Consider the following 18,140-nt stretch of genomic DNA (forward strand, 5'->3'; position numbering starts at 1 on the left):
AGGGGAATCACCCAGAGCCTTCCGCATCCGACGCCGCTGCGGCCCACTCCGAAGGCGCCACCCCCAGCTCGCGGCGGAACATCTCGCTGAAGGCGCCCGGGGTGTAGCCCAGGTCGTGGGCGACGCGGCCGACCGGGGTGCCGGCGGTCAGGGCGGCCACCGCCGTGGCCAGTTGCACCTGCCGGCGCCAGGCGGCGAAGCCCATGCCCAGGCTGCGCTGGAACAGGCGGGCGAGGGTGCGCACGCTGGCGCCCACTTCGGCGGCGTGCTGTTCGAAGGGGATTTCCGCGCTGGGCCGGGCCAGCACCGCCTGGCACAGGGCGAGCAGGCGGCGGTCGTCGTCCTCCGGCAGCGGGATGCGCGGCAGGCTGCTGCGGGCGCGGCGCAGCTCCAGCACGCAGAGGTCGGAGAGCGCGCGGTAGTACTCCGGGTCCGGCTGCTTTTCCTGTTCCACCAGGCGCAGGATCAGCTCGCGCAGCAGGGCGTCCACCTCGAATACCTGCACGCGCTCGTCCAGCGCCCCGGCCAGGCTCGGGCGCAGGTAGATGTTGCGCATCTGCAGCTCGCTGACCACTCGGATGCCATGCGGCACCCCCGGCGGCAGCCAGACCGCGCGCAGTGGCGGCAGCAGCAGAGCCTCGTGCGGGGTTTCCAGCCACATCAGCCCGGACATGGCGTACAGCACCTGGCCCCACTCGTGCTGGTGCGGCTCGATGAACAGCCCGCGCGGGTAGCTGCGCGCCAGGCCGCGCAGGGGCACCTGGGTGTCGCTGAGATCGGGCGGAGTGGCGCGGGCCATGGCTCACCGGGATGGGGGACTGTGCCGCGCATGGTAGCGGCGCCGGCGCCACGGCGCAGCCCCCGACTTTTCGCCGGGGCGCGTGGCGTTGCCGGCGACGGCGATCCTTGTCTAGAGTGAGCGGGCCATTTTCGTCAGAGGGATACTCATGAAAAAAGCATTCTGGCTGCTCGCCGCCGCCGTTCCCGTGCTGCTGGTCGCCTGTGGCGGCGGAGAGAAGAAGGCGCCGCCGGTGGACGCGCTGGTCCTGCCGGGCGACGCCAAGCTCGACTCGCGCAGCGTCGACTACAAGTGCGAGGACGGGCGCAAGTTCAGCGTCCAGTACCTGAACAAGGGTGACAACCACCTGGCGGTGGTGCCGGTGAGCGATGCCTCGACCCTGGTGTTCAGCAACGTCATCTCCGGCTCCGGCGCCAAGTACGCCGCCGGCCAGTTCGTCTGGTGGACCAAGGGCGAGGAAGCCATCCTGTTCAAGGACTGGAAGGGTGGCGAGCCGGCCGACGGTGTGTCCTGCAAGGAGCGCTGAGTCGACGCCCGACGAAAAAGCCCGGCCAATGCCGGGCTTTTTCATTTGGTAGGAGCGGGCCACGCCCGCGATCGCGCGCTCCTACGGGGTAGGTGAGACTGTCAGAAGGTGAACTCCAGGTTCAGCGTCGGCGTCGAGGTGCGGCTGCCGGTGCCGCCGTCCACGCCGAACTTGTTGTGCCAGTACTCGTAGCCCACGCCCAGCCAGAGGTTCGGCTGGCGCTTGGCGCCGGGCAGGGCGGCGACCATCAGCGAGGTGCGCAGCAGGGTTTCCGCCGCGGTGTCGTTGTCGTTGTAGTCCTCGCCCTTTTCGCCGACGTGGTTGAGGAAGCCCTGGAACTTGGCCATGCGCTGGCCCAGCTGGAACGGCTTGAGCCAGGTCAGGTTGAGCATGTAGGTGCCGTCGAAGGTGTGTTCCGGGTGCTTCGCGCCGGGCACGCCGAAGTGGTTCTTCTCGCGGTAGTACATCAGGCTCAGGTCGAGCACGCCGGCGCCGTTGAACTTCAGCGTGGGGCCGATCACCAGCGCGCGCTTCTTCGCCGAGGCGAGGTTGTTGTTGCGGCTGGCGTCGAAGCCGAAGGTGAGCGCGTGGTCCTTCACCAGGCCCTTGCCCAGCGGCAGGTCGAACACCCGCGAGGCGTACAGCTGGTGGCGGTAGACCGCGTAGACCTCGCTGCCGCCGTGGTCGGTGCCCTTGCGCGGGTCGCGGCTGTCGGAGAGGAACACGTCGAGGTGGAAGAAGTTGCTGCCGTAGCGGTAGCCGTCGGCGTGGCTGAAGCTGTAGATGCGCTTGGCGAACTTGTCCGGGTTGTTCGGGTTGGTGAACTGCTGGCCGTAGCGGAAGCCCAGGGTGTTGCTGGTCCATTCGAAGAAGCGCTCGTCGTCGGCCAGCGCCGCGTCCAGCGGCAGGCCGGCCAGCAGGGCGGCGCTCAGGGCGATGTGGCTGCCGTTGCTCAGGCGGCGGGGCGTGCGTCTGGCGCGGGGCGCCGGCGCGGAGGAAAACGGACGGTACATGCTGCACCTCGTTCTTGTTGCTTCTTGTTGTTGTCAGGGAGGAGGCCGCTCGCCGCGCACTGCCTGCGGTGGGGGTAGGCAGGGTTCTAAGGTCTCAGTGGTTACATTGCAAGATATTTTTGTATACAAGATTGTATTCAAAAATTGATCCGCAGGTCAGGAATCGGCTTTGCGCCTTGCCGCGTCTGGCCTTGGGCCAATGCCCGGTAGCGCGGTATGCTTGTCTCATTCCGTCTGAAAACATCGCCATGCTCGTCATCTCCAACGCCGTGCAGATCCCCGACGCCGAAATCGAGCTGAGCGCCATCCGCGCCCAGGGCGCCGGCGGGCAGAACGTCAACAAGGTGTCCAGCGCCGTGCACCTGCGCTTCGACATCCACGCCTCGTCGCTGCCGCCGTTCTACAAGGAGCGCCTGCTGGCGCTGAGCGACCAGCGCATCAGCGGCGACGGCGTGGTGGTGATCAAGGCCCAGCAGTACCGCACCCAGGAACAGAACCGCGCGGACGCGCTGGAGCGCCTGGCCGAGCTGATCCGCTCGGCGACCCAGGTGCAGAAGAAGCGCAAGGCGACCCGCCCGACCCTCGGCTCGAAGACCCGCCGCCTGGATGGCAAGAGCAAGCGCGGTTCGATCAAGGCCGGGCGCGGCAAGGTGGATTACTGAACGCAGCGGGGCGGGTATCGCGGTAGGAGCGGGCCACGCCCGCGATATCCCACCGCTCGGGCGCGATTCGCGGATGGAATCCGCTCCTGTGGTGCTCAGGCCTTGGCTTCGCGCTCGCGGATCGCTGCCAGCATGCGCTCGGCGTTGGCCTCGCAGCCCAGGCCTTCGGGCTTGTTCTCGATGCCGTCGATGATCGCCAGCAGGCGCTGGCGGTTGTCCTGCAGGCGCCGTTGCAGCGCCTCGATCTCGGCGACCTTGGCCTTCAGGCTGGCCAGCAGCATGGAGTGGTCGCCATCGAGCGCGTCGTGTTGCGGCAGCAGGTTGCGGATTTCCTCCAGGCTGAAACCGGCTTGCTGCGAGTAGCGCACGATCTCCAGCAGGCGCAGGGTGTCGTCCGGGTATTCGCGGTAGCCGTTGGCCTGGCGGCGCACCTTGCCGATCAGCCCGGCGCTCTCGTAGAAGCGGATGCGCGAGGGCGCCAGGCCGCTGAGGCGGGCCAGTTCGCCGATCTTCATGGGACGTTCGCTCCGAAGGCTTGACATTAAAGTTAACTTTAATCTTAGCCTTGCCCGCACCACAACCCCGGAGCTGCGCCATGACCCCGTTCCAGCCCCTGCGCCTGCCCAACGGCGGCGAAATCCCCAATCGCCTGGCCAAGGCCGCGATGGAAGAGAACCTCGCCGACGCCGAACAGGCGCCCTCGGCCGAACTGCTGCGCCTGTACCGCGCCTGGGCCGACGGCGGCGCCGGGCTGCTGCTCAGCGGCAACGTGATGATCGACCGCCGGGCCATGACCGGCCCCGGCGGCGTGGTGCTGGAGGACGAGCGGCAACTGGACAAGTTCCGCGAGTGGGCGCGGGTGGGCCGTGCGCGCGGCGCGCAGTTCTGGCTGCAGCTCAACCACCCCGGGCGCCAGGTGCAGGTCAACCTCGGCCAGGGCGCCTGGGCGCCGTCCGCCGTGCAGCTGGACCTGGGCAAGTTCTCCAAGCTGTTCGCCGTGCCGCGCGAGATGAGCGAGAGCGACATCGCCGAGGTGATCGCCCGCTTCGCCCGCGCCGCCGCCCTGGCCGAGCAGGCCGGCTTCAGTGGCGTGCAGGTGCACGCGGCGCACGGCTACCTGCTCAGCCAGTTCCTCTCGCCGTTGAGCAACCGTCGCCAGGACTGCTGGGGCGGCGCCCTGGAGAACCGCGCGCGGCTGCTGCTGGAGGTGGTCCGCGCGGTGCGCGCGGCGGTGTCGCCGGGCTTCTGCGTGGCGGTGAAGCTGAATTCCGCCGACTTCCAGCGTGGCGGTTTCGACGCCCGCGACGCGCGCCAGGTGATCGTCTGGCTGAACGACGAGGCGGTCGATTTGGTCGAGCTGTCCGGCGGCAGCTACGAGGCGCCAGCCATGCAGGGCGAGGCTCGCGACGGGCGTACCCTGGCCCGCGAGGCCTACTTCCTGGAATTCGCCCGCGAGATGCTCGACGCGGCGCGCATGCCGCTGATGGTCACTGGCGGCATCCGCCGCCTGGCGGTGGCCGAGCAGGTGCTGGACAGCGGCCTGGCGATGGTCGGTATCGGCACCGCCCTGGCCATCGAACCGCGCCTGCCGGAGCTCTGGCGCGCCGGCCGCGACCCGCACCCGCAGCTGCGGCCGATCACCTGGCGTTCCAAGCCGCTGGCGTCGCTGGCCTACATGGCGCTGGTCAAGCTGCAGCTGCGACGCCTGGGCGCCAGCCGCCAGCCCGACCCGCAGGCCTCGCCGCTGCGCGCGCTGCTGCTGGAGCAACTGTGCACGCGGCGGCGCACCCGCCAGTACCGGCGCTGGATGGAGCGCCAGCCCGGCTAGGCCTGCTGGCGCGTGGCGGCCAGGACGATCTCGCGGATGCACACGCCCTGGGGCTGCTCGTAGGCGAAGCGGATGGCCCCGGCGACGTCCTCGGCGCTCAGCACCTTGCCGCCCATGTCCTGTTTCCAGGCCTGGTAGCCGGCCTTGATCGCCTCGTCGGTGGTGTGGCCGAGCAGTTCGGTCTCCACCGCGCCGGGGGCGATGGTGACCACCCGCACGTTGTGCGCCGCCACTTCCTCGCGCAGGTTCTCGGAGATGGCGTGCACCGCGAACTTGGTGCCGACGTAGGCGGTGTGGTTGGGGAAGGTCTTGCGCCCGGCCACCGAGCTGACGTTGATCAGGGTGCCGTGGCGGCGTTCGAGCATGCCCTTGAGCACGGCGTGCACGCCGTTGAGCAGGCCCTTCACGTTGACGTCGAGCATGCGCTCCCATTCCGCCGGGTCCTGCTCGGCCATCTGCCCCAGCAGCATCACCCCGGCGTTGTTGACCAGGGCGTCGGCCGGGCCGAAGCGTTCCTCGGCTTCGGCCACGGCGGCGAGCAGGGCGGCGCGGTCGGTGACGTCCACCGCGCGGCACAGGGCGTTGGGCAGGCCCAGGGCTTCCAGGCGCTCGATGCGCCGGGCCAGCAACAGCAGCGGGTGGCCCAGCTGGGCGAAAAGGCGGGCGGTGGCTTCGCCGATGCCGGAACTGGCACCGGTGACGATGATCAGGGGCTTGCTCATGGGGGCTCTCCAGGTATCGGAATAACGAATTTCTAAACGGTGGATTGAAGTATATTGAGCAGATTCTCGCCTGAAAAATGGCTTGTTTCTTTGCCTGGTATCGGCTTTTCCTATGGATATTCGTCAGCTCGCCGCCTTCGTCGCCGTCTTCGAAGAACGCAACATCACCGCCGCCGCGCAGCGCCTGTTCGTCAGCCAGCCGACATTGTCGGTGACCATCCGGCAGTTGGAGGAATCCCTCGGCGCCACGCTGTTCCTGCGCCAGGCGCGCGGCGTGGAGGTCAGCGAGGCGGCGCGCGCGCTCTACCCGCGCGCGCGGGCGCTGCTGGCCGACGCCGAGGGCCTGCGCGGCATGTTCCGCGAGCCGCAGGCGCGGGTGGCGCTGCACCTGGGCGTGGAGGGCGACGTCAGCGCCGCGCAGCTGGAGCGATTCATCGCCATCGCCTATGCCGCCGTGCCCAACCTGCTGTTGCAGCTGGAACAGGGCTGCGTCGGCGACGCGCGCCTGGCGGTGGAGGAGTTCTGCTGCGAGGACGAGCTGTTCCTGCCGGTGTGGGACGACCCCTATGTGCTGGCCTTGCCGGCCGCCTCGACGAATGACGCGCCGGGCTGGATCACCTGCCCCGCGCACCCGTCGCACCAGCGGGTGATGGCGCTGTACGCCGACGGCGAGGTGGTGGCCCGCGCCGGCTCGCTGGAGCTGGCGCTACGGCTGGTGGCGGCTGGCGTCGGCGCGGCGCTGGTGCCGGCCTCGCTGCTGGCCGGCGCCGCCGGGGTGCGCCAGGGCCTGCCGCGCCTGCCGCTGCCGACCCGGCGCATCGGCCTGTGCCACGCCGCCCAGGCGTTGCAGCAACCGGCGGTGCGCGCCCTCTACGACTACCTGCGCGAGCAGGCCGTCGCCTGAGCCTCGGCCTGGCGCGCCGGGCCGCGCAGGCTGAACAGCAGCACCAGGCTGGCCAGCAGGATCAGGCTGGCGGCGTAGCCGTTGGTGGTGGCGATCAGGCCGTAGCGCTGGGTAGCGATGCCGGCGAGCACCGCCGGGAGGCTGAACGCCAGGTAGCTGAGTACGTAGAACCCGGCCATCAGCCCGCCACGTTCATGGGCGTGGGCCAGCGGCACCACCGAGCGTAGCGCGCCGAGGAAACCGCCGCCGAAGCCCAGCCCGGCCACCGCCGTGCCGAGGAAGAACAGCCAGGCGCTGCCGTTGTCGACGCCCAGCAGGGTCAGCAGCAGGCCGCCGACCAGGGCCAGGCCGCCGCGCCGCAGGATCGCCGGCGCCGCCGCGTGGCGCAGGGCGAGGATGGCCACCGCGCCGCAGGCGGTGAGCAGGAATACCAGCACGCCGCCGGTGAGCGGCGCCGGCTGGCCGGTCACCTGGCGCGCCAGGGTCGGCCCCAGTGACAGGTAGAAACCGCCCAGCGCCCAGAGGCTCGCGTTCAGCGGCGCCACGCCCCAGAAGGCGCGGCGCGCCTGGGCCGGGATGCGGATGCGCGGGCGCAGCGAGGCCAGCGCGCCGGGCTGCGGGCTGACGCTTTCCGGCAGCCGCCGCAGCAGCCCGGCGAAGACCGCGAAGAGCACCAGTAGTACCAGGTACACGCGGTGCAGCGGCTCGCCGGCGAACTGCACCAGGGCGCTGCTGCCCAGGGCTCCCAAGGCCAGGCCGAGCATGGGCGCGACGCTGTTCACCAGCGGCCCGCGCTCGCGGTCGACATCCAGCAGGGCGGCGCCCAGCACGCTGGTCGCCAGGCCTGTGGCGAAACCCTGCAGCAGCCGCGCGAGGATCAGCGCCTGGACCGAACCGGCGCAGAGGAACACCGCCATCGCCAGCAGCTCGATGGCCAGCGCCGCGCGGATCAGCGGGCGCCGGCCGAGGTGATCGGACAACGAGCCGAACACCAGCAGGGCCAGCAACAGGCCGCCGGCGTAGATGCTGAACACCAGGGTCAGCAGGGTCGGCGAGAAGCCCCAGGTCTCGCGGTACAGCGCGTACAGCGGAGTGGGCGCGCTGGCGGCGGCGAGGAAGGCCAGGAGAATGGCGCCGAGCAGCCAGGTCGAGGCGCGCGGGGAAAGTCCGGGGCGGCGTCCATCAGGGCTTTCATCGGAGCTTTGAGATAGGGTGTCTTTCATGATCGGCCTCGCAAAGGCTAATATTTAGCTTTTGCGAGATGCTGGACCTGTTTCGGCACAAAAGCAAATTCTTTGCGTTAAGGTGAATATGGCGATCAACCAGGGTGTACGGCCGGGGGGCCGCAGCGCGAGGGTCCAGGCCTCGGTGCACAAGGCGGTGACGGAACTGCTGGCGGAGCGCGAGCGCGCCGAACTGACGGTGCCGCTGATCGCCGCGCGCGCCGGGGTCACGCCCTCGACCATCTACCGGCGCTGGGGCGACCTCAACGAGCTGCTCGGCGACGTCGCCCTGCAACGCATCCGCCCCGACGCCGAGCCGGCCGACACCGGCAGCTTGCGCGGCGACCTGCAGGCCTGGGGCGTGCAGTACATGGAGGAAACCGCCTCGGTGCCGGGGCGCGCGGTGGTGCTCGACCTGCTGGCGGCCGGCGGCATCTGCTCCGGGCGCTGCATGGAGATCGCCTGCAACCAGTTCGAGATCATCCTGGCCCGCGCCGCCGCGCGCGGCGAGGCGCTGCCGGCGGTGGACCGCATCGTCGACCGGCTGATGGCGCCGCTGGTCTATCGCATCCTGTTCTCCAACCAGGAACTGGACGCCAGCTATCTCGACGGCCTCCTCGACCTGACCCTGGAAGGCCTCTAGCCCTCGGCTTCCACGGCCGCCGCCCAGGCCTGCAGGGCGTCGCGGGCGGCGAGGGCGATCTGTTCGTCGCTACGCCCGGCGAACTGCCGGTCCACGGCGTCGGCGGCGATCAGCCCGGCCACGGTGGGCACGCCCACGGCGTCGGTCAGGTCCAGCCATTCGCCCCAGCTGGCCGGGCTGTCGTACCAGCGCAGGTAGCCCGAGGGCGAGCGCGGCCACCAGCGCCGTTCGAACTGCAGCACCACTTTTTCCAGGCGGCCCATGCCCAGGTGGGCGAGGGCGTCGCGTTGCGGCGCCGGCAGCGGCGGCTCGAAGGTGAGGTTGGCGAGCGCGCCCAGGGGCGCCGTGCAGATGCAGAAGTCGGCCGCTTCGTCGTTCACCCGCACCTCGTCGGCGGACCAGTCGATGCGCGTCACCGGCTGGCCCAGGCGGATGTCCAGGCCGGCGGCGAGCCGCTCGATCAACTGGGCGTAGCCGCCGGGCAGGAAGCGGTCGCCGTTGCCCACGCCTTCCTCGTCGAGCGCGTCCACCGAGAGCTGCTCCAGCGGCAGGCAGGCTTCGAGGATCAGGTTGGCGTCGATGGCGAAGCGGGTGGCGCGCGCCTGTTGCGGCGCCAGCCCGGCCAGGTAGCGGGCCACGCCGGCGGCCAGCGGCAGGCTGCGGTCGAGGCCGCCGCGCAGGGCGTCCCAGGCGGCGTCTATGTCCGGCAGCGGGCCATCGCCGGCGGCGGCCAGGGGCCTGGTGAAATCGGTTTCCACCAGCGCCAGGCCGAGGCGCTGCGCTTGGTCGGCGAGGGCGTTGTCGGCGAACTGCTGCAGCCAGGCGGCACCGACATCCACCGTCACCGCGCCGAGCTGGATGCTGTGGGTGCGCCCGCCGAGGCGCTCGCGGGCTTCCAGCACCACGCAGGCCACGCCGCGTTCGCGCAGGCGGCGGGCGGCGGCGATGCCGGCGCAACCGGCGCCCACCACCAGCACCCGCCGCGCACCGGCGGCCAGGGCCAGGTCGGCGGCGCGCAGGCCGTCGTCCCAGGCGCCGTGGGTCATGGCCGGGGCGCGCGGGTTGCAGGCTTCGCCGGCGAGCGCCAGGCGCCGGCCCAGGCATGCGCCGAGGGTGGCGCGGTGCGCGGGCGTGCCGCCGGGCAGCAGGGTGCTGTAGGCGCCGCCGCTGAACGGGTCGTCGCTCCAGTGGGTGACGTACCAGGCGCTGGGCTGGTGCATGGGGCTGTCCTTGGCCGCTTGGAAAGGCCTCGAACCTAGCCGAGGGCGCGGCGCCGCACAAGCGCCTCAGGCGTGGCTCAGGCGAATCACCAGGCGGGCGACGGACACCCCGCTGAACAGCACCACGAACAGCCGCAGGGTCTGCATGGCCAGCACCAGGCCAACGTCGGAGTGGGTGTCCACCGCGATGATCGCCATGGCGTCCAGGCCGCCGGGGCTGGTGGCCAGGTACAGCGACAGGAAGTCCATCCCGGTGAGCGCCGCCAGGCCCCAGGCGAACAGCGCGCAGCTGGCGATCAGGGCCAGCGCGCTGACCAGCATGGCCGGCAGGTGGCGGCCGACGTAGGCCAGGCTGGCGCGGTCGAAGCGCAGGCCGATGTAGCAGCCGATCACCCCGTAGGCCACGGCCAGCAGCCAGTGCGGCAGGGTGATGTGCAGCAGCCCGCCCAGTTGCAGCGCGGCGCCGGCCAGCAGCGGCACCAGCAGCGGGCCGGCCGGCAGGCGGGCGCCGAGGCTGACGCCGACGAAGATCAGCAGCAGGCAGTCGATCAGGTCCGGCAGGCGGGCGGCGTCCACCAGCGGCGTGCTGTGCGCGGCCGAGCCGCCGCCCTCGACACCCAGCAGGCGGCCGACCAGGGCCCCGGCCATGACCACGCAGACCACTCGCACGTACTGCATGGTCGCCACTACTCGCGGGTCGGCGCCGTGCGACTCGGCCATCGCCACCATGGCCGCCGCGCCGCCCGGCGCGGTGCCCCAGGCGGCGGTGCTGCCGGGGATGCCGCCGAAACGCACCATGGCGTAGCTGACCACGGCGCTGAGCAGCAGGGTGAGCAGGGTGGCGCAGAGCATCAGCGGCCAGGACGCGGCCATGGCCTGTAGCACCGAGGCGTTGATCGCGTGGGCCACCAGCAGGCCGATGCAGCCCTGGCTGAGGCGGAAGGCCTGGCGCGGCAGGCGGATGCCGGCGCCGCCGACGCCGAAGGCGATGGCCACCAGCATCGGGCCGAGGAACAGCGCGGCGGGAATCCCCAGCCAGGCCAGCAACTGCCCGGCGCCGCCGGCCGCCAGGATCAGGGCCGGCCATTGCAGGCTGGCGGGGAGGCGGCTGAGGTGCTGGGCGGGGCGGCTGGACACGTGAAGGCTCCCGAAGGCGGACGACGGGCGGAATTATCGGTAGCGCGATTCATCAAGTCCATTTTCTAATAGGCATGAATTCATTCCTGAAAGTTATCGGAAGGCCGCCATGGACCTGCGCGATCTCGCCTACTTCGAAACCATCGCCGAACTCGGTCACCTCGGCCGCGCCGCCGAACGCCTGGGGCGCAGCCAGCCGGCGCTGACCAAGAGCATCCAGCGCCTGGAGGAGTCCCTCGGCGCCAGCCTGTTCCAGCGTGACGGCCGGCGCATCCGCCTGACCCCGGCCGGCGAGCTGATGCTGCAGCGCGCCCGCCAGCTGCGCCAGGACGTCGAGGAGACGCGCCGGGAAGTGCGCGACTTCGCCAGCGGCATGGTCGGCAGCATCCGCCTGGGCTGCGCCGCGACCATGGCCGAGTACCTGCTGCCGCGCCTGGTGGAGGACCTGCTGCAACGTGCCCCGGAGGTGACCATCAGCCTGGTCCTCGGCCAGGACGACGTGCTGCGCGAGGCCCTGCGCGGTGGGCGCCTGGACATGGCGATCTGCAGCCGCATCCTCGACGACGCGCACCTGCGCAGCGAGCCGTTGCTGCAGGACCAGGTGGTGGTGGTGGCCAGCCGCGAGCACCCGCTGTTCGACGCCCCGCTGGAGATCGCCGACCTGTGCCGCTACCGCTGGGTGCTGCCGGCGTCGACGGTGTCGTCGCGGCGCTGGCTCGATGCCACCTTCCAGGCCCACGGCCTGCCGGCGCCACGGGTGCAGATCGAGACCAACGCCATCCCCATGCTGCCCAACCTGATCGCCCGCACCCGCCTGCTCAGCTTCGTCGCCCGCGAGGCCCTGGCCGGCGGCCACGGCATGGACCAGCTGCGCGAGGTGGAACTGCAGGCCACCACCCTGACCCGCACCATCGGCCTGGCGGTGCGCGACGGCGCCTACCTGCCGCCGGCTGCGCAGCTGCTGCGGGGGATGTTGCGCGAGCACGCGCAGGGTGGGTTGGTAGGGTAGGGCGTACAACCGTTCGCGGTTGTACGCCGTTCAGCTTCAGCCTGGGGTGGCTCTGGGGCTTCGGTCAAACGGCGGATAACGTGGAACGTTATCCGCCCTACGTCGCTGGACAGGTTCCGTCAGCGGCTGGGCACCTCGCCCATCACCGTCGTGCGATACATCTCGCGGCGCATCCCGTGGTAGTCGGACACCGGGTAGTGCCAGGCGCTGCGGTTGTCCCAGATCGCCAGGGTGCCCTTGCTCCAGCGCATGCGGCAGGTGAAGGCCGGCTGGGTGGCGATGCCGAACAGGTAGTCCAGCAGCGGCTGCGCCTCCGCCGGGCGCATGCCCTTGATGCCGCTGGTGTAGGCCGGGTTGATGAACAGCACCTTCTTGCCGGTTTCCGGGTGGCGGGTCACCAGCGGGTGCGAGCGGGTCTCGCCGTCGCTGTTGCCGTAGCGCACCGCCATGTTCTCCATCAGGTCGTTGTGCTTGGCCTCGGCGCCGTAGGCGCGCTCCGGGCTGTGGATGGCGTCGAGGCCTTCCAGCTGCGCGCGCAGCTTGGGCGAGAGCCACTCGTAGGCCAGGGCCAGGTTGGCGTACAGGGTGTCGCCGCCGAACGGCGGGATGTCCTCGCCGTAGAGCAGGGTGAAGGCCGGCGGGCGCTCCTGGAACGACCAGTCGCTGTGCCAGGCGCCGCCGAACACCACCGGGGTCTTCTCGTTGGCTTCCTTGACCACCCGCACCACGTGGGGATGGTCGGGCAGGCCCTCGACGTAGGGCTCGCGGCCGAACTCGCCGAAGCGCAGGGTCACCGCCTCCAGGTCCTCGACGCTCAGCGACTGGTCGCGGATGAACACCACCTTGTGCGCCAGCAGGGCCTGGCGCAGCTCGGCGTAGCCTTCCTCGCCGAGGGTCTTCAGGTCGACGCCGCAAACGTCGGCGCCGATCGCGCCGGTGGCGGGCAGCACCTTCAGGTGGCGGTAGTCGGCGGCGCGGTTCTGGCTGGGTAGCGTGTAGAAGAACTCGAACATGGGGCGGGCCTCTTGTTGGTGTTGTTGGCCTGATCAGCATGGCCTCGGCCCCGCGCTTGCGCCATGATGATCAGCGCCAGAAATTGATGATTCCCGCCATTGCCCGGAGGCCTCCCATGGACTGGCGCCAGAACCGCGACATCACCGGCGTGCGCCACCTGCTCGAATGCGCCCGCGCCGAGGGCCTGGACGCCGGCGCCTGCCTGGTGGGCAGCGGCATCGAGGCCGCCGAGCTGGCCGGGCGCAACGCCCAGGTCCAGGCCTGGCAGGAGCTGGCGGTGATCCGCAACCTGCTGCAGCACGGCGCGCGCCCCGGCCTGGGCTTCGCCGCCGGGCGCCGCTATCACCTGACCTCCCTCGGCCTGCTGGGTTTCACCATGCTCGCCTGCCGCAGCCTGCTGGAGGCCTTCGAGACCTTCGGCCGCTTCCAGAGCCTGGCCCTGACCCTCTGCCCGGTGAGCCACGCCGTGGACGCGCGCGGGGTGTGGCTGCTGTTCGACGATGGCGTGCTGCCGCCGGACGCCCGCGCCTTCGTGGTCGAGCGCGGCATGGCCGGCTGCCTGCAACTGGCCGTCGAGCTGCTGCAGCGGCCGGTCGCGCCGCTGGCCCTGGAGCTGAAGGCCGAGGCGCCGGTCGACCTGGCCGCCTACGCCCGCGACTGGCCGTACCCGGTGCGCTTCGGCGCCGCGCGCAACGCCCTGCTGTTCGCCCACGCCGACCTCGACGCCAGCCTGCCCCAGGCCCACCTGGACGCCCGCGCCAGCGGCGAGCAGCTGTGCGAGCGGCTGTGCGCCGAGCTGTCCCTGACCCTCGCCGCCACGCCCACCGCGCGGGCGGTGCAACAGGTGCTGATGCGCGATTCGGCGAGCCTCCTCGACAGCCGCGAGGTGGCGCGTCGCCTGGGGCTGTCCGAGCGCACCCTGCAGCGTCACCTGGCCGCCGAGGGGCAGACTTTCCAGGCGCTCGGCGATGGCATCCGCCGGCGCCTGGCCGAGCGCCTGCTGCTGGAGTCGCGGCTGGACCTGAACGGCATAGCCCAGTGCCTGGGCTATGCCGAGGCGGCCAGTTTTTCCCGCGCTTTCGTGCGCTGGAATGGCGTCTCGCCGGGCCGCTGGAAGCGCCGCGCGGGGCCGCCTGCGCAGCCCTGAAAGGCCCGTCGCAGACGGCTTTCGGCTGGCAGGTCGCCAGTAGTCGCAGATTAATTTCCGCGCGCCGCCATCCGTTCCCCTTGAGGAAGCGCGCGCCATACCCGGCGCGCCGACAGCTCAAGGAACGACCCATGTCAGTACCCCAGTCGCGCGCCGAGAGCGCCTTCGCCGTCTTCGCGTGAAGGCGTCGCCGCGGCATCCCCTGGCGTCCCGCACGCGGGCGCGCCATGCCATCCTGGCCGGGTTCCCGGCCGTCACCCGAGCACCGAGGGATTCATGAGCAAGTACCCCCGCCTGGCCACCCTGGCCGGCCTGCTGCTGTCCGCCTGCGCCCCGGCCTTCGCCGCCGGCTCCGCGCTGCAGGCGCAGATCCGCTGGACCCGCTTCGGCATTCCGCACATCGAGGCCGCCGACGAGCGCGGCCTGGGCTATGGCATCGGCTACGCCTACGCCCGCGACAACGCCTGCCTGCTGGCCGAGGAAATCGTCACCGCGCGCGGCGAACGCTCGCGCTGGTTCGGCCTGGACGGGCGCTCCTCCGCCGGCGTCGGCAACCTGGCCTCGGACTTCTTCTTCACCTGGCTCAACGATAACGACGGCCTGCGCCGCATGCGCCGGGCCCAACCGCGGCCGATCCGCGACCTGCTCGACGGCTACGCCGCCGGCTTCAACCGCTGGCTGCGCGACAACCCAGGCTCCGGAAGCTGCGCCGGCCAGCCGTGGCGGCGGCCGATCGACGCCGACGACCTGCTGCGCCTGACCCGCCGCCTGCTGGTGCAGGCCGGCGCCGGGCAGTTCGCCGAAGCCATGCTGGCCGCCGCGCCGCCGGGGCAGGCCGGCGCCAAACTGGTGGATGACGCGGCGCTGACGGCTGCCGCGCAACGCCGTGAACGCTTCGCCGAGGACCACGGCAGCAACGCCATCGCCGTGGGCAGCGAGCGCTCGGCCGACGGTGGCGGCCTGCTGCTGGCCAACCCGCACTTCCCCTGGTACGGCGCGCTGCGCTTCTACCAGATGCACCTGCGCATCCCCGGCCAGCTCGACGTGATGGGCGCGGCGCTGCCCGGCATGCCGCTGGTGAATATCGGCTTCAGCCGCCACCTGGCCTGGAGCCACACGGTGGACACCTCCAGCCACTTCACCCTCTACCGCCTGGCGCTGGACCCGCAGGACAACCGGCGCTACCAGGTCGACGGCCAGTCGCGCGCGCTCATGGAGCGCCACCTGCAGGTGCAGGTGCGCGAGGCCGATGGCAGCCTGGGGATTCGCCAGCATGTGCTCTACGAATCGGAATACGGCCCGCTGCTGGCGTTGCCCGGCAAGCTGCCGTGGAACGCCAGCGAGGCCTACGCCATCCGCGACGCCAACCTGGACAACACGCGGGTGCTGCAGCAGTGGTACGCCATCGATCACGCGCGCAGCCTGGACGAGTTGCGCGATGGCATCCAGCGTTGGCAGGGCATCCCCTGGGTCAACACCCTGGCGGCCGACGCCGAAGGCCGAGTGCTATACCTGAACCAGTCGGTGGTGCCCTACCTGAGCACCGAGCAGTTGGCCGCCTGCGCCCTCGACGCGCCGGGCCTGCCGTTGTTGCGCGGGGATCGCGCGCAGTGCGCCTGGTCGACGGCGGCCGACGCGACCCATGCCGGGCTGACGCCGCCGGCGCGGATGCCCGCCCTGGAACGCCGCGACTTCGTGCAGAACTCCAACGACAGCGCCTGGCTGAGCAACCCGGCGCAACCGCTGAGCGGCTTCTCGCCGCTGGTCAGCCGCGACGGCGTGCCGCTCGGCCCGCGCGCGCGCTTCGCCCTGAACTTCCTGCAAGGCAGCGCCAGGCTCGGCCCGGACGACCTGCAACGGCTGGTCACCGGCAACCATGTGTACCTCGCCGACCTGCTGCTGGACGACCTGCTCGCGCTCTGCCAGCCCGCCCCCGAAGGTACGCAACGCGCCTGCGCGGCGCTGGCCGGCTGGGACCGCAGCGGCAACCTCGACAGCGGCCCCGGTTTCGCCTACTTCCAGGCCTTCGCCGAACGCTTCGGCAAGCTGCCGAACGCCTGGCGCGTGCCCTTCGACCCACGCCAGCCGCTGACCACGCCCAGTGGCGTCGCGCCGAGCGATGCGGCGCGGCAGGCGCTACAGGACGCGGCGAAGGAAATCGACAGCCGCGCGATCCGCCCGGACAGCTGCTGGGGGCAATTGCAACGTTCCGGGGCCATCGGCATTCCCGGTGGTTCTGGCCAGGACGGGGTGTACAACGCCATCCACGCCGAGTGGCGCAAGGATCACTACGAAGTGCTCAGCGGCAGCAGCTACATCCAGCTGGTGCGCTTCACCGCCGAGGGGCCGCAGGCGCGCGGGCTGCTGGCGTTCTCGCAGTCCAGCGAGCCGACCTCGCCGCACCACGACGACCAGACGCGGCTGTTCGCCAGGGGCGAATGGCCGGCGCTGCCGTTCAGCGAGGCGCAGATCGCCGGCGATCCCGACCTGGAGGTGCTGAACCTGCGCGAACCGTAGGGCGGACGGCGGATAACCGCGAACGGTTATCCGCCCTACGAAGATCGTAGGGCGCATAACGCCTACGGCGTTATCCGCCGTCGCTGGGTAGAGGGGGCGGGTTCGCGAGCACGCTCGCTCCTACGAAAGGCATCGTGCGCCCTGTAGGAGCGAGCTTGCTCGCGAACCGCCGTTTTTCAGACCACGGCGGCGATGGCCCGCGCCAGGTCGTCCAGGCGCGTGGCGTCGAGGCCGGCGACGTTGGCCCGGCCGCTGCCGACCATGTACACGCTGTGCTCCTCGCGCAGGCGGCGCACCTGCTCCGGGGTCAGCCCGGTGTAGGAGAACATGCCGCGCTGGATGGCGATGTGCGCGAAGCGCTCGGCCAGGCCGTGGGGGCGCAGCGCCTCGACCAGGCCCAGGCGCAGCTCGGCGATGCGCGTGCGCATGGCGATCACTTCCTCCAGCCAGATCTGCTTGAGATCGCGGTCGCCGAGGATGCTCGCCACCACTTCGGCGCCGTGGGCCGGCGGGGTCGACCAGAGGTTGCGCGCCAGGCTCGCCAGCTGGCTGCGCACCTTGCCCAGCTGGTCGGCGTTGGCGGCGCAGACCAGCAGCGCGCCGACGCGGTCGCGGTACAGGCCGAAGTTCTTCGAGCAGGAGCTGGTCACCAGCAGTTCCGGCAGGCTCTCGGCGAACAGCCGCACCGCGCGGGCGTCCTCCTCCAGGCCGTCGCCGAAGCCCTGGTAGGCGAAGTCGATCAGCGGCAGCAGCTCGCGCCGGCGCACCACGTCGAGCACCCGTTGCCAGTCGTTGTAGGCCAGGTCGAAGCCGCTGGGGTTGTGGCAGCAGGCGTGCAGCAGCACCACGTCGCCGTGGGGCACGCGCTCCAGGGCGGCGAGCATGCCCTCGACGTCCAGGTGGTTGTCGGCGCCGACATAGGGGTAGTGGTTGACCCGCAGGCCGGCGGCGGCGAACAGCGTCTCGTGGATCGGCCAGGTCGGGTCGCTGACCCAGATGGCGCGGCCGGGCAGGCAGCGGGCGATGAACTCGGCGGCCAGGCGCAGCGCGCCGGTGCCGCCGGGCGCCTGGCTGGCGTCGGCGCGCTGGCTGGCCAGTAGCGGCGAGGCGCTGCCCAGCACCAGTTCGCTCAGGCGCGCGGCGAACAGCGCGTCGCCGTGGCCGCCGACGTAGCTCTTGGTGGTCTCGCGTTCCACCAGCAGCTGTTCGGCGAGCTTCACCGCGCGGGGGATCGGGGTCAGGCCCTGGGCGTCCTTGTAGACGCCCACGCCGAGGTCCAGCTTGGCCGGGTTGGGGTCGGCGCGGAAGGCGTCGATCAGGCCGAGGATGGGGTCGCCGGGCACCCGTGGGACGTGGCCGAAGTGGCTCATTTGCGGCCCTCGGCGAGTTTCGCCAGCTCGTCGGTGCGCGCGGCCATGATGAAGTCGTTGCGGTGCAGGCCCTTGAGTTCGTGGCTCCACCAGGTGACGGTGACCTTGCCCCACTGGGTCAGCAGGTCGGGGTGGTGGCCTTCCTCCTCGGCGATGGCGCCGACGGCGTTGGTGAAGGCCAGGGCGTGGCGGAAGTTCTTGAACAGGTACACGCGCTCCAGCTCCATGTGGCCGTCGCGGACCTCGATGTTCCACTCGGGAATCTGCTTGATCAGGCTCGCCAGCTCCTCTTCCGAGACGTGGGGCGCGTCGGCGCGGCAGGCTTCGCAGTGGGCTTGGTTGAGGGCGGTCATCGGGGTTCTCCTTGTAGGGACAGGTCCATAACGTGGGAGCGAGCGTGCTCGCG

General features: G+C 71.0%; 18 protein-coding genes. 8 read left to right on the forward strand and 10 right to left on the reverse strand.

Annotated features, from left to right (window positions below):
- Window positions 1-7: 7 nt before the first annotated feature.
- Window positions 8-799, reverse strand: coding sequence for an AraC family transcriptional regulator (locus P3W75_RS04175; protein ID WP_276226114.1), 792 nt, complete (start codon window positions 797-799; stop codon window positions 8-10).
- Window positions 800-947: 148 nt separating this feature from the next.
- Here P3W75_RS04175 and P3W75_RS04180 point away from each other — a divergent pair, with 148 nt between their 5' ends.
- Window positions 948-1,325 (forward strand): MliC family protein, encoded by a 378-nt coding sequence (locus P3W75_RS04180; RefSeq protein ID WP_276226115.1) that lies wholly within the window; start codon window positions 948-950, stop codon window positions 1,323-1,325.
- 101 nt (window positions 1,326-1,426) lie between these two features.
- Here P3W75_RS04180 and P3W75_RS04185 read toward each other — a convergent pair whose 3' ends face one another.
- Window positions 1,427-2,338, reverse strand: a complete 912-nt coding sequence (locus P3W75_RS04185; RefSeq protein ID WP_276226116.1) for a nucleoside-binding protein — start codon at window positions 2,336-2,338, stop codon at window positions 1,427-1,429.
- A gap of 248 nt (window positions 2,339-2,586) precedes the next feature.
- Here P3W75_RS04185 and arfB point away from each other — a divergent pair, with 248 nt between their 5' ends.
- Window positions 2,587-3,000: an alternative ribosome rescue aminoacyl-tRNA hydrolase ArfB gene (gene arfB, locus P3W75_RS04190; RefSeq protein ID WP_276226117.1), complete on the forward strand. Its 414-nt coding sequence runs from the start codon at window positions 2,587-2,589 to the stop codon at window positions 2,998-3,000.
- Between the two features lie 95 nt (window positions 3,001-3,095).
- Here arfB and P3W75_RS04195 read toward each other — a convergent pair whose 3' ends face one another.
- Window positions 3,096-3,515 carry a MerR family transcriptional regulator gene (locus P3W75_RS04195; protein WP_276226118.1) on the reverse strand — a complete coding sequence of 140 codons (420 nt, stop codon included), beginning with the start codon at window positions 3,513-3,515 and terminating at the stop codon, window positions 3,096-3,098.
- Between the two features lie 80 nt (window positions 3,516-3,595).
- Between P3W75_RS04195 and P3W75_RS04200 the strand changes: the two genes are divergently transcribed.
- Window positions 3,596-4,828 carry an NADH:flavin oxidoreductase/NADH oxidase family protein gene (locus P3W75_RS04200; protein ID WP_276226119.1) on the forward strand — a complete coding sequence of 411 codons (1,233 nt, stop codon included), beginning with the start codon at window positions 3,596-3,598 and terminating at the stop codon, window positions 4,826-4,828.
- Here the strand turns inward: P3W75_RS04200 and P3W75_RS04205 are convergent.
- Window positions 4,825-5,550, reverse strand: a complete 726-nt coding sequence (locus tag P3W75_RS04205) for an SDR family oxidoreductase (protein ID WP_276226120.1) — start codon at window positions 5,548-5,550, stop codon at window positions 4,825-4,827. The two genes, P3W75_RS04200 and P3W75_RS04205, sit on opposite strands and share 4 nt — an antisense overlap.
- A 112-nt stretch (window positions 5,551-5,662) precedes the next feature.
- Here P3W75_RS04205 and P3W75_RS04210 point away from each other — a divergent pair, with 112 nt between their 5' ends.
- Window positions 5,663-6,454 (forward strand): LysR family transcriptional regulator, encoded by a 792-nt coding sequence (locus tag P3W75_RS04210; RefSeq protein ID WP_276226121.1) that lies wholly within the window; start codon window positions 5,663-5,665, stop codon window positions 6,452-6,454.
- On the opposite strand, the gene P3W75_RS04215 is transcribed toward P3W75_RS04210, so the two are convergent.
- On the reverse strand, window positions 6,427-7,677 hold the full coding sequence (locus P3W75_RS04215) for an MFS transporter (RefSeq protein ID WP_276226122.1): 1,251 nt from the start codon (window positions 7,675-7,677) through the stop codon (window positions 6,427-6,429). The genes P3W75_RS04210 and P3W75_RS04215 overlap by 28 nt on opposite strands.
- A gap of 88 nt (window positions 7,678-7,765) precedes the next feature.
- On the opposite strand from P3W75_RS04215, the gene P3W75_RS04220 reads away from it, so the two are divergent.
- Window positions 7,766-8,320: a TetR/AcrR family transcriptional regulator gene (locus P3W75_RS04220; RefSeq protein ID WP_276226123.1), complete on the forward strand. Its 555-nt coding sequence runs from the start codon at window positions 7,766-7,768 to the stop codon at window positions 8,318-8,320.
- Here the strand turns inward: P3W75_RS04220 and P3W75_RS04225 are convergent.
- Window positions 8,317-9,540 carry a flavin monoamine oxidase family protein gene (locus P3W75_RS04225; protein ID WP_276226124.1) on the reverse strand — a complete coding sequence of 408 codons (1,224 nt, stop codon included), beginning with the start codon at window positions 9,538-9,540 and terminating at the stop codon, window positions 8,317-8,319. The genes P3W75_RS04220 and P3W75_RS04225 overlap by 4 nt on opposite strands.
- A gap of 66 nt (window positions 9,541-9,606) precedes the next feature.
- The gene (locus tag P3W75_RS04230; RefSeq protein WP_276226125.1) at window positions 9,607-10,677 is read right to left on the reverse strand and encodes an AbrB family transcriptional regulator; all 1,071 of its coding nucleotides are present in this window, start codon (window positions 10,675-10,677) and stop codon (window positions 9,607-9,609) included.
- Between the two features lie 109 nt (window positions 10,678-10,786).
- On the opposite strand from P3W75_RS04230, the gene P3W75_RS04235 reads away from it, so the two are divergent.
- Window positions 10,787-11,686 (forward strand): LysR family transcriptional regulator, encoded by a 900-nt coding sequence (locus tag P3W75_RS04235; RefSeq protein WP_276226126.1) that lies wholly within the window; start codon window positions 10,787-10,789, stop codon window positions 11,684-11,686.
- 119 nt (window positions 11,687-11,805) lie between these two features.
- Here P3W75_RS04235 and P3W75_RS04240 read toward each other — a convergent pair whose 3' ends face one another.
- Window positions 11,806-12,699, reverse strand: a complete 894-nt coding sequence (locus P3W75_RS04240) for a TauD/TfdA dioxygenase family protein (RefSeq protein WP_276226127.1) — start codon at window positions 12,697-12,699, stop codon at window positions 11,806-11,808.
- 116 nt (window positions 12,700-12,815) lie between these two features.
- Between P3W75_RS04240 and P3W75_RS04245 the strand changes: the two genes are divergently transcribed.
- A complete protein-coding gene (locus P3W75_RS04245; RefSeq protein WP_276226128.1) occupies window positions 12,816-13,847 on the forward strand; it encodes an AraC family transcriptional regulator in 1,032 nt (343 codons plus the stop codon).
- 276 nt (window positions 13,848-14,123) lie between these two features.
- Window positions 14,124-16,364, forward strand: coding sequence for an acylase (locus tag P3W75_RS04250; RefSeq protein WP_276226129.1), 2,241 nt, complete (start codon window positions 14,124-14,126; stop codon window positions 16,362-16,364).
- A gap of 176 nt (window positions 16,365-16,540) precedes the next feature.
- Here the strand turns inward: P3W75_RS04250 and P3W75_RS04255 are convergent, their stop codons facing one another.
- Together P3W75_RS04255 and P3W75_RS04260 are read right to left on the reverse strand one after the other, a co-directional pair.
- Window positions 16,541-17,734 (reverse strand): amino acid aminotransferase, encoded by a 1,194-nt coding sequence (locus P3W75_RS04255; RefSeq protein ID WP_276226130.1) that lies wholly within the window; start codon window positions 17,732-17,734, stop codon window positions 16,541-16,543.
- Window positions 17,731-18,087, reverse strand: coding sequence for a 4a-hydroxytetrahydrobiopterin dehydratase (locus P3W75_RS04260; RefSeq protein WP_276226131.1), 357 nt, complete (start codon window positions 18,085-18,087; stop codon window positions 17,731-17,733). Before P3W75_RS04260 ends, P3W75_RS04255 begins: the two co-directional genes overlap by 4 nt.
- Between the last annotated feature and the right edge of the window lie 53 nt (window positions 18,088-18,140).

It is taken from the genome of Pseudomonas citronellolis, assembly GCF_029335315.1.
GTDB lineage: Bacteria > Pseudomonadota > Gammaproteobacteria > Pseudomonadales > Pseudomonadaceae > Pseudomonas > Pseudomonas citronellolis_A.

What these genes read in the sequence shown, in the direction of transcription:
- P3W75_RS04175 (WP_276226114.1), bottom strand. Translation starts at nt 799, where the DNA reads ATGGCCCGCGCCACTCCGCCCGATCTCAGCGACACCCAGGTGCCCCTG.
- P3W75_RS04250 (WP_276226129.1), top strand. Translation starts at nt 14,124, where the DNA reads ATGAGCAAGTACCCCCGCCTGGCCACCCTGGCCGGCCTGCTGCTGTCC.
- P3W75_RS04195 (WP_276226118.1), bottom strand. Translation starts at nt 3,515, where the DNA reads ATGAAGATCGGCGAACTGGCCCGCCTCAGCGGCCTGGCGCCCTCGCGC.
- P3W75_RS04215 (WP_276226122.1), bottom strand. Translation starts at nt 7,677, where the DNA reads ATGAAAGACACCCTATCTCAAAGCTCCGATGAAAGCCCTGATGGACGC.
- P3W75_RS04200 (WP_276226119.1), top strand. Translation starts at nt 3,596, where the DNA reads ATGACCCCGTTCCAGCCCCTGCGCCTGCCCAACGGCGGCGAAATCCCC.
- P3W75_RS04255 (WP_276226130.1), bottom strand. Translation starts at nt 17,734, where the DNA reads ATGAGCCACTTCGGCCACGTCCCACGGGTGCCCGGCGACCCCATCCTC.
- arfB (WP_276226117.1), top strand. Translation starts at nt 2,587, where the DNA reads ATGCTCGTCATCTCCAACGCCGTGCAGATCCCCGACGCCGAAATCGAG.
- P3W75_RS04180 (WP_276226115.1), top strand. Translation starts at nt 948, where the DNA reads ATGAAAAAAGCATTCTGGCTGCTCGCCGCCGCCGTTCCCGTGCTGCTG.
- P3W75_RS04210 (WP_276226121.1), top strand. Translation starts at nt 5,663, where the DNA reads ATGGATATTCGTCAGCTCGCCGCCTTCGTCGCCGTCTTCGAAGAACGC.
- P3W75_RS04220 (WP_276226123.1), top strand. Translation starts at nt 7,766, where the DNA reads ATGGCGATCAACCAGGGTGTACGGCCGGGGGGCCGCAGCGCGAGGGTC.
- P3W75_RS04260 (WP_276226131.1), bottom strand. Translation starts at nt 18,087, where the DNA reads ATGACCGCCCTCAACCAAGCCCACTGCGAAGCCTGCCGCGCCGACGCG.
- P3W75_RS04245 (WP_276226128.1), top strand. Translation starts at nt 12,816, where the DNA reads ATGGACTGGCGCCAGAACCGCGACATCACCGGCGTGCGCCACCTGCTC.
- P3W75_RS04185 (WP_276226116.1), bottom strand. Translation starts at nt 2,338, where the DNA reads ATGTACCGTCCGTTTTCCTCCGCGCCGGCGCCCCGCGCCAGACGCACG.
- P3W75_RS04235 (WP_276226126.1), top strand. Translation starts at nt 10,787, where the DNA reads ATGGACCTGCGCGATCTCGCCTACTTCGAAACCATCGCCGAACTCGGT.
- P3W75_RS04205 (WP_276226120.1), bottom strand. Translation starts at nt 5,550, where the DNA reads ATGAGCAAGCCCCTGATCATCGTCACCGGTGCCAGTTCCGGCATCGGC.
- P3W75_RS04225 (WP_276226124.1), bottom strand. Translation starts at nt 9,540, where the DNA reads ATGCACCAGCCCAGCGCCTGGTACGTCACCCACTGGAGCGACGACCCG.
- P3W75_RS04240 (WP_276226127.1), bottom strand. Translation starts at nt 12,699, where the DNA reads ATGTTCGAGTTCTTCTACACGCTACCCAGCCAGAACCGCGCCGCCGAC.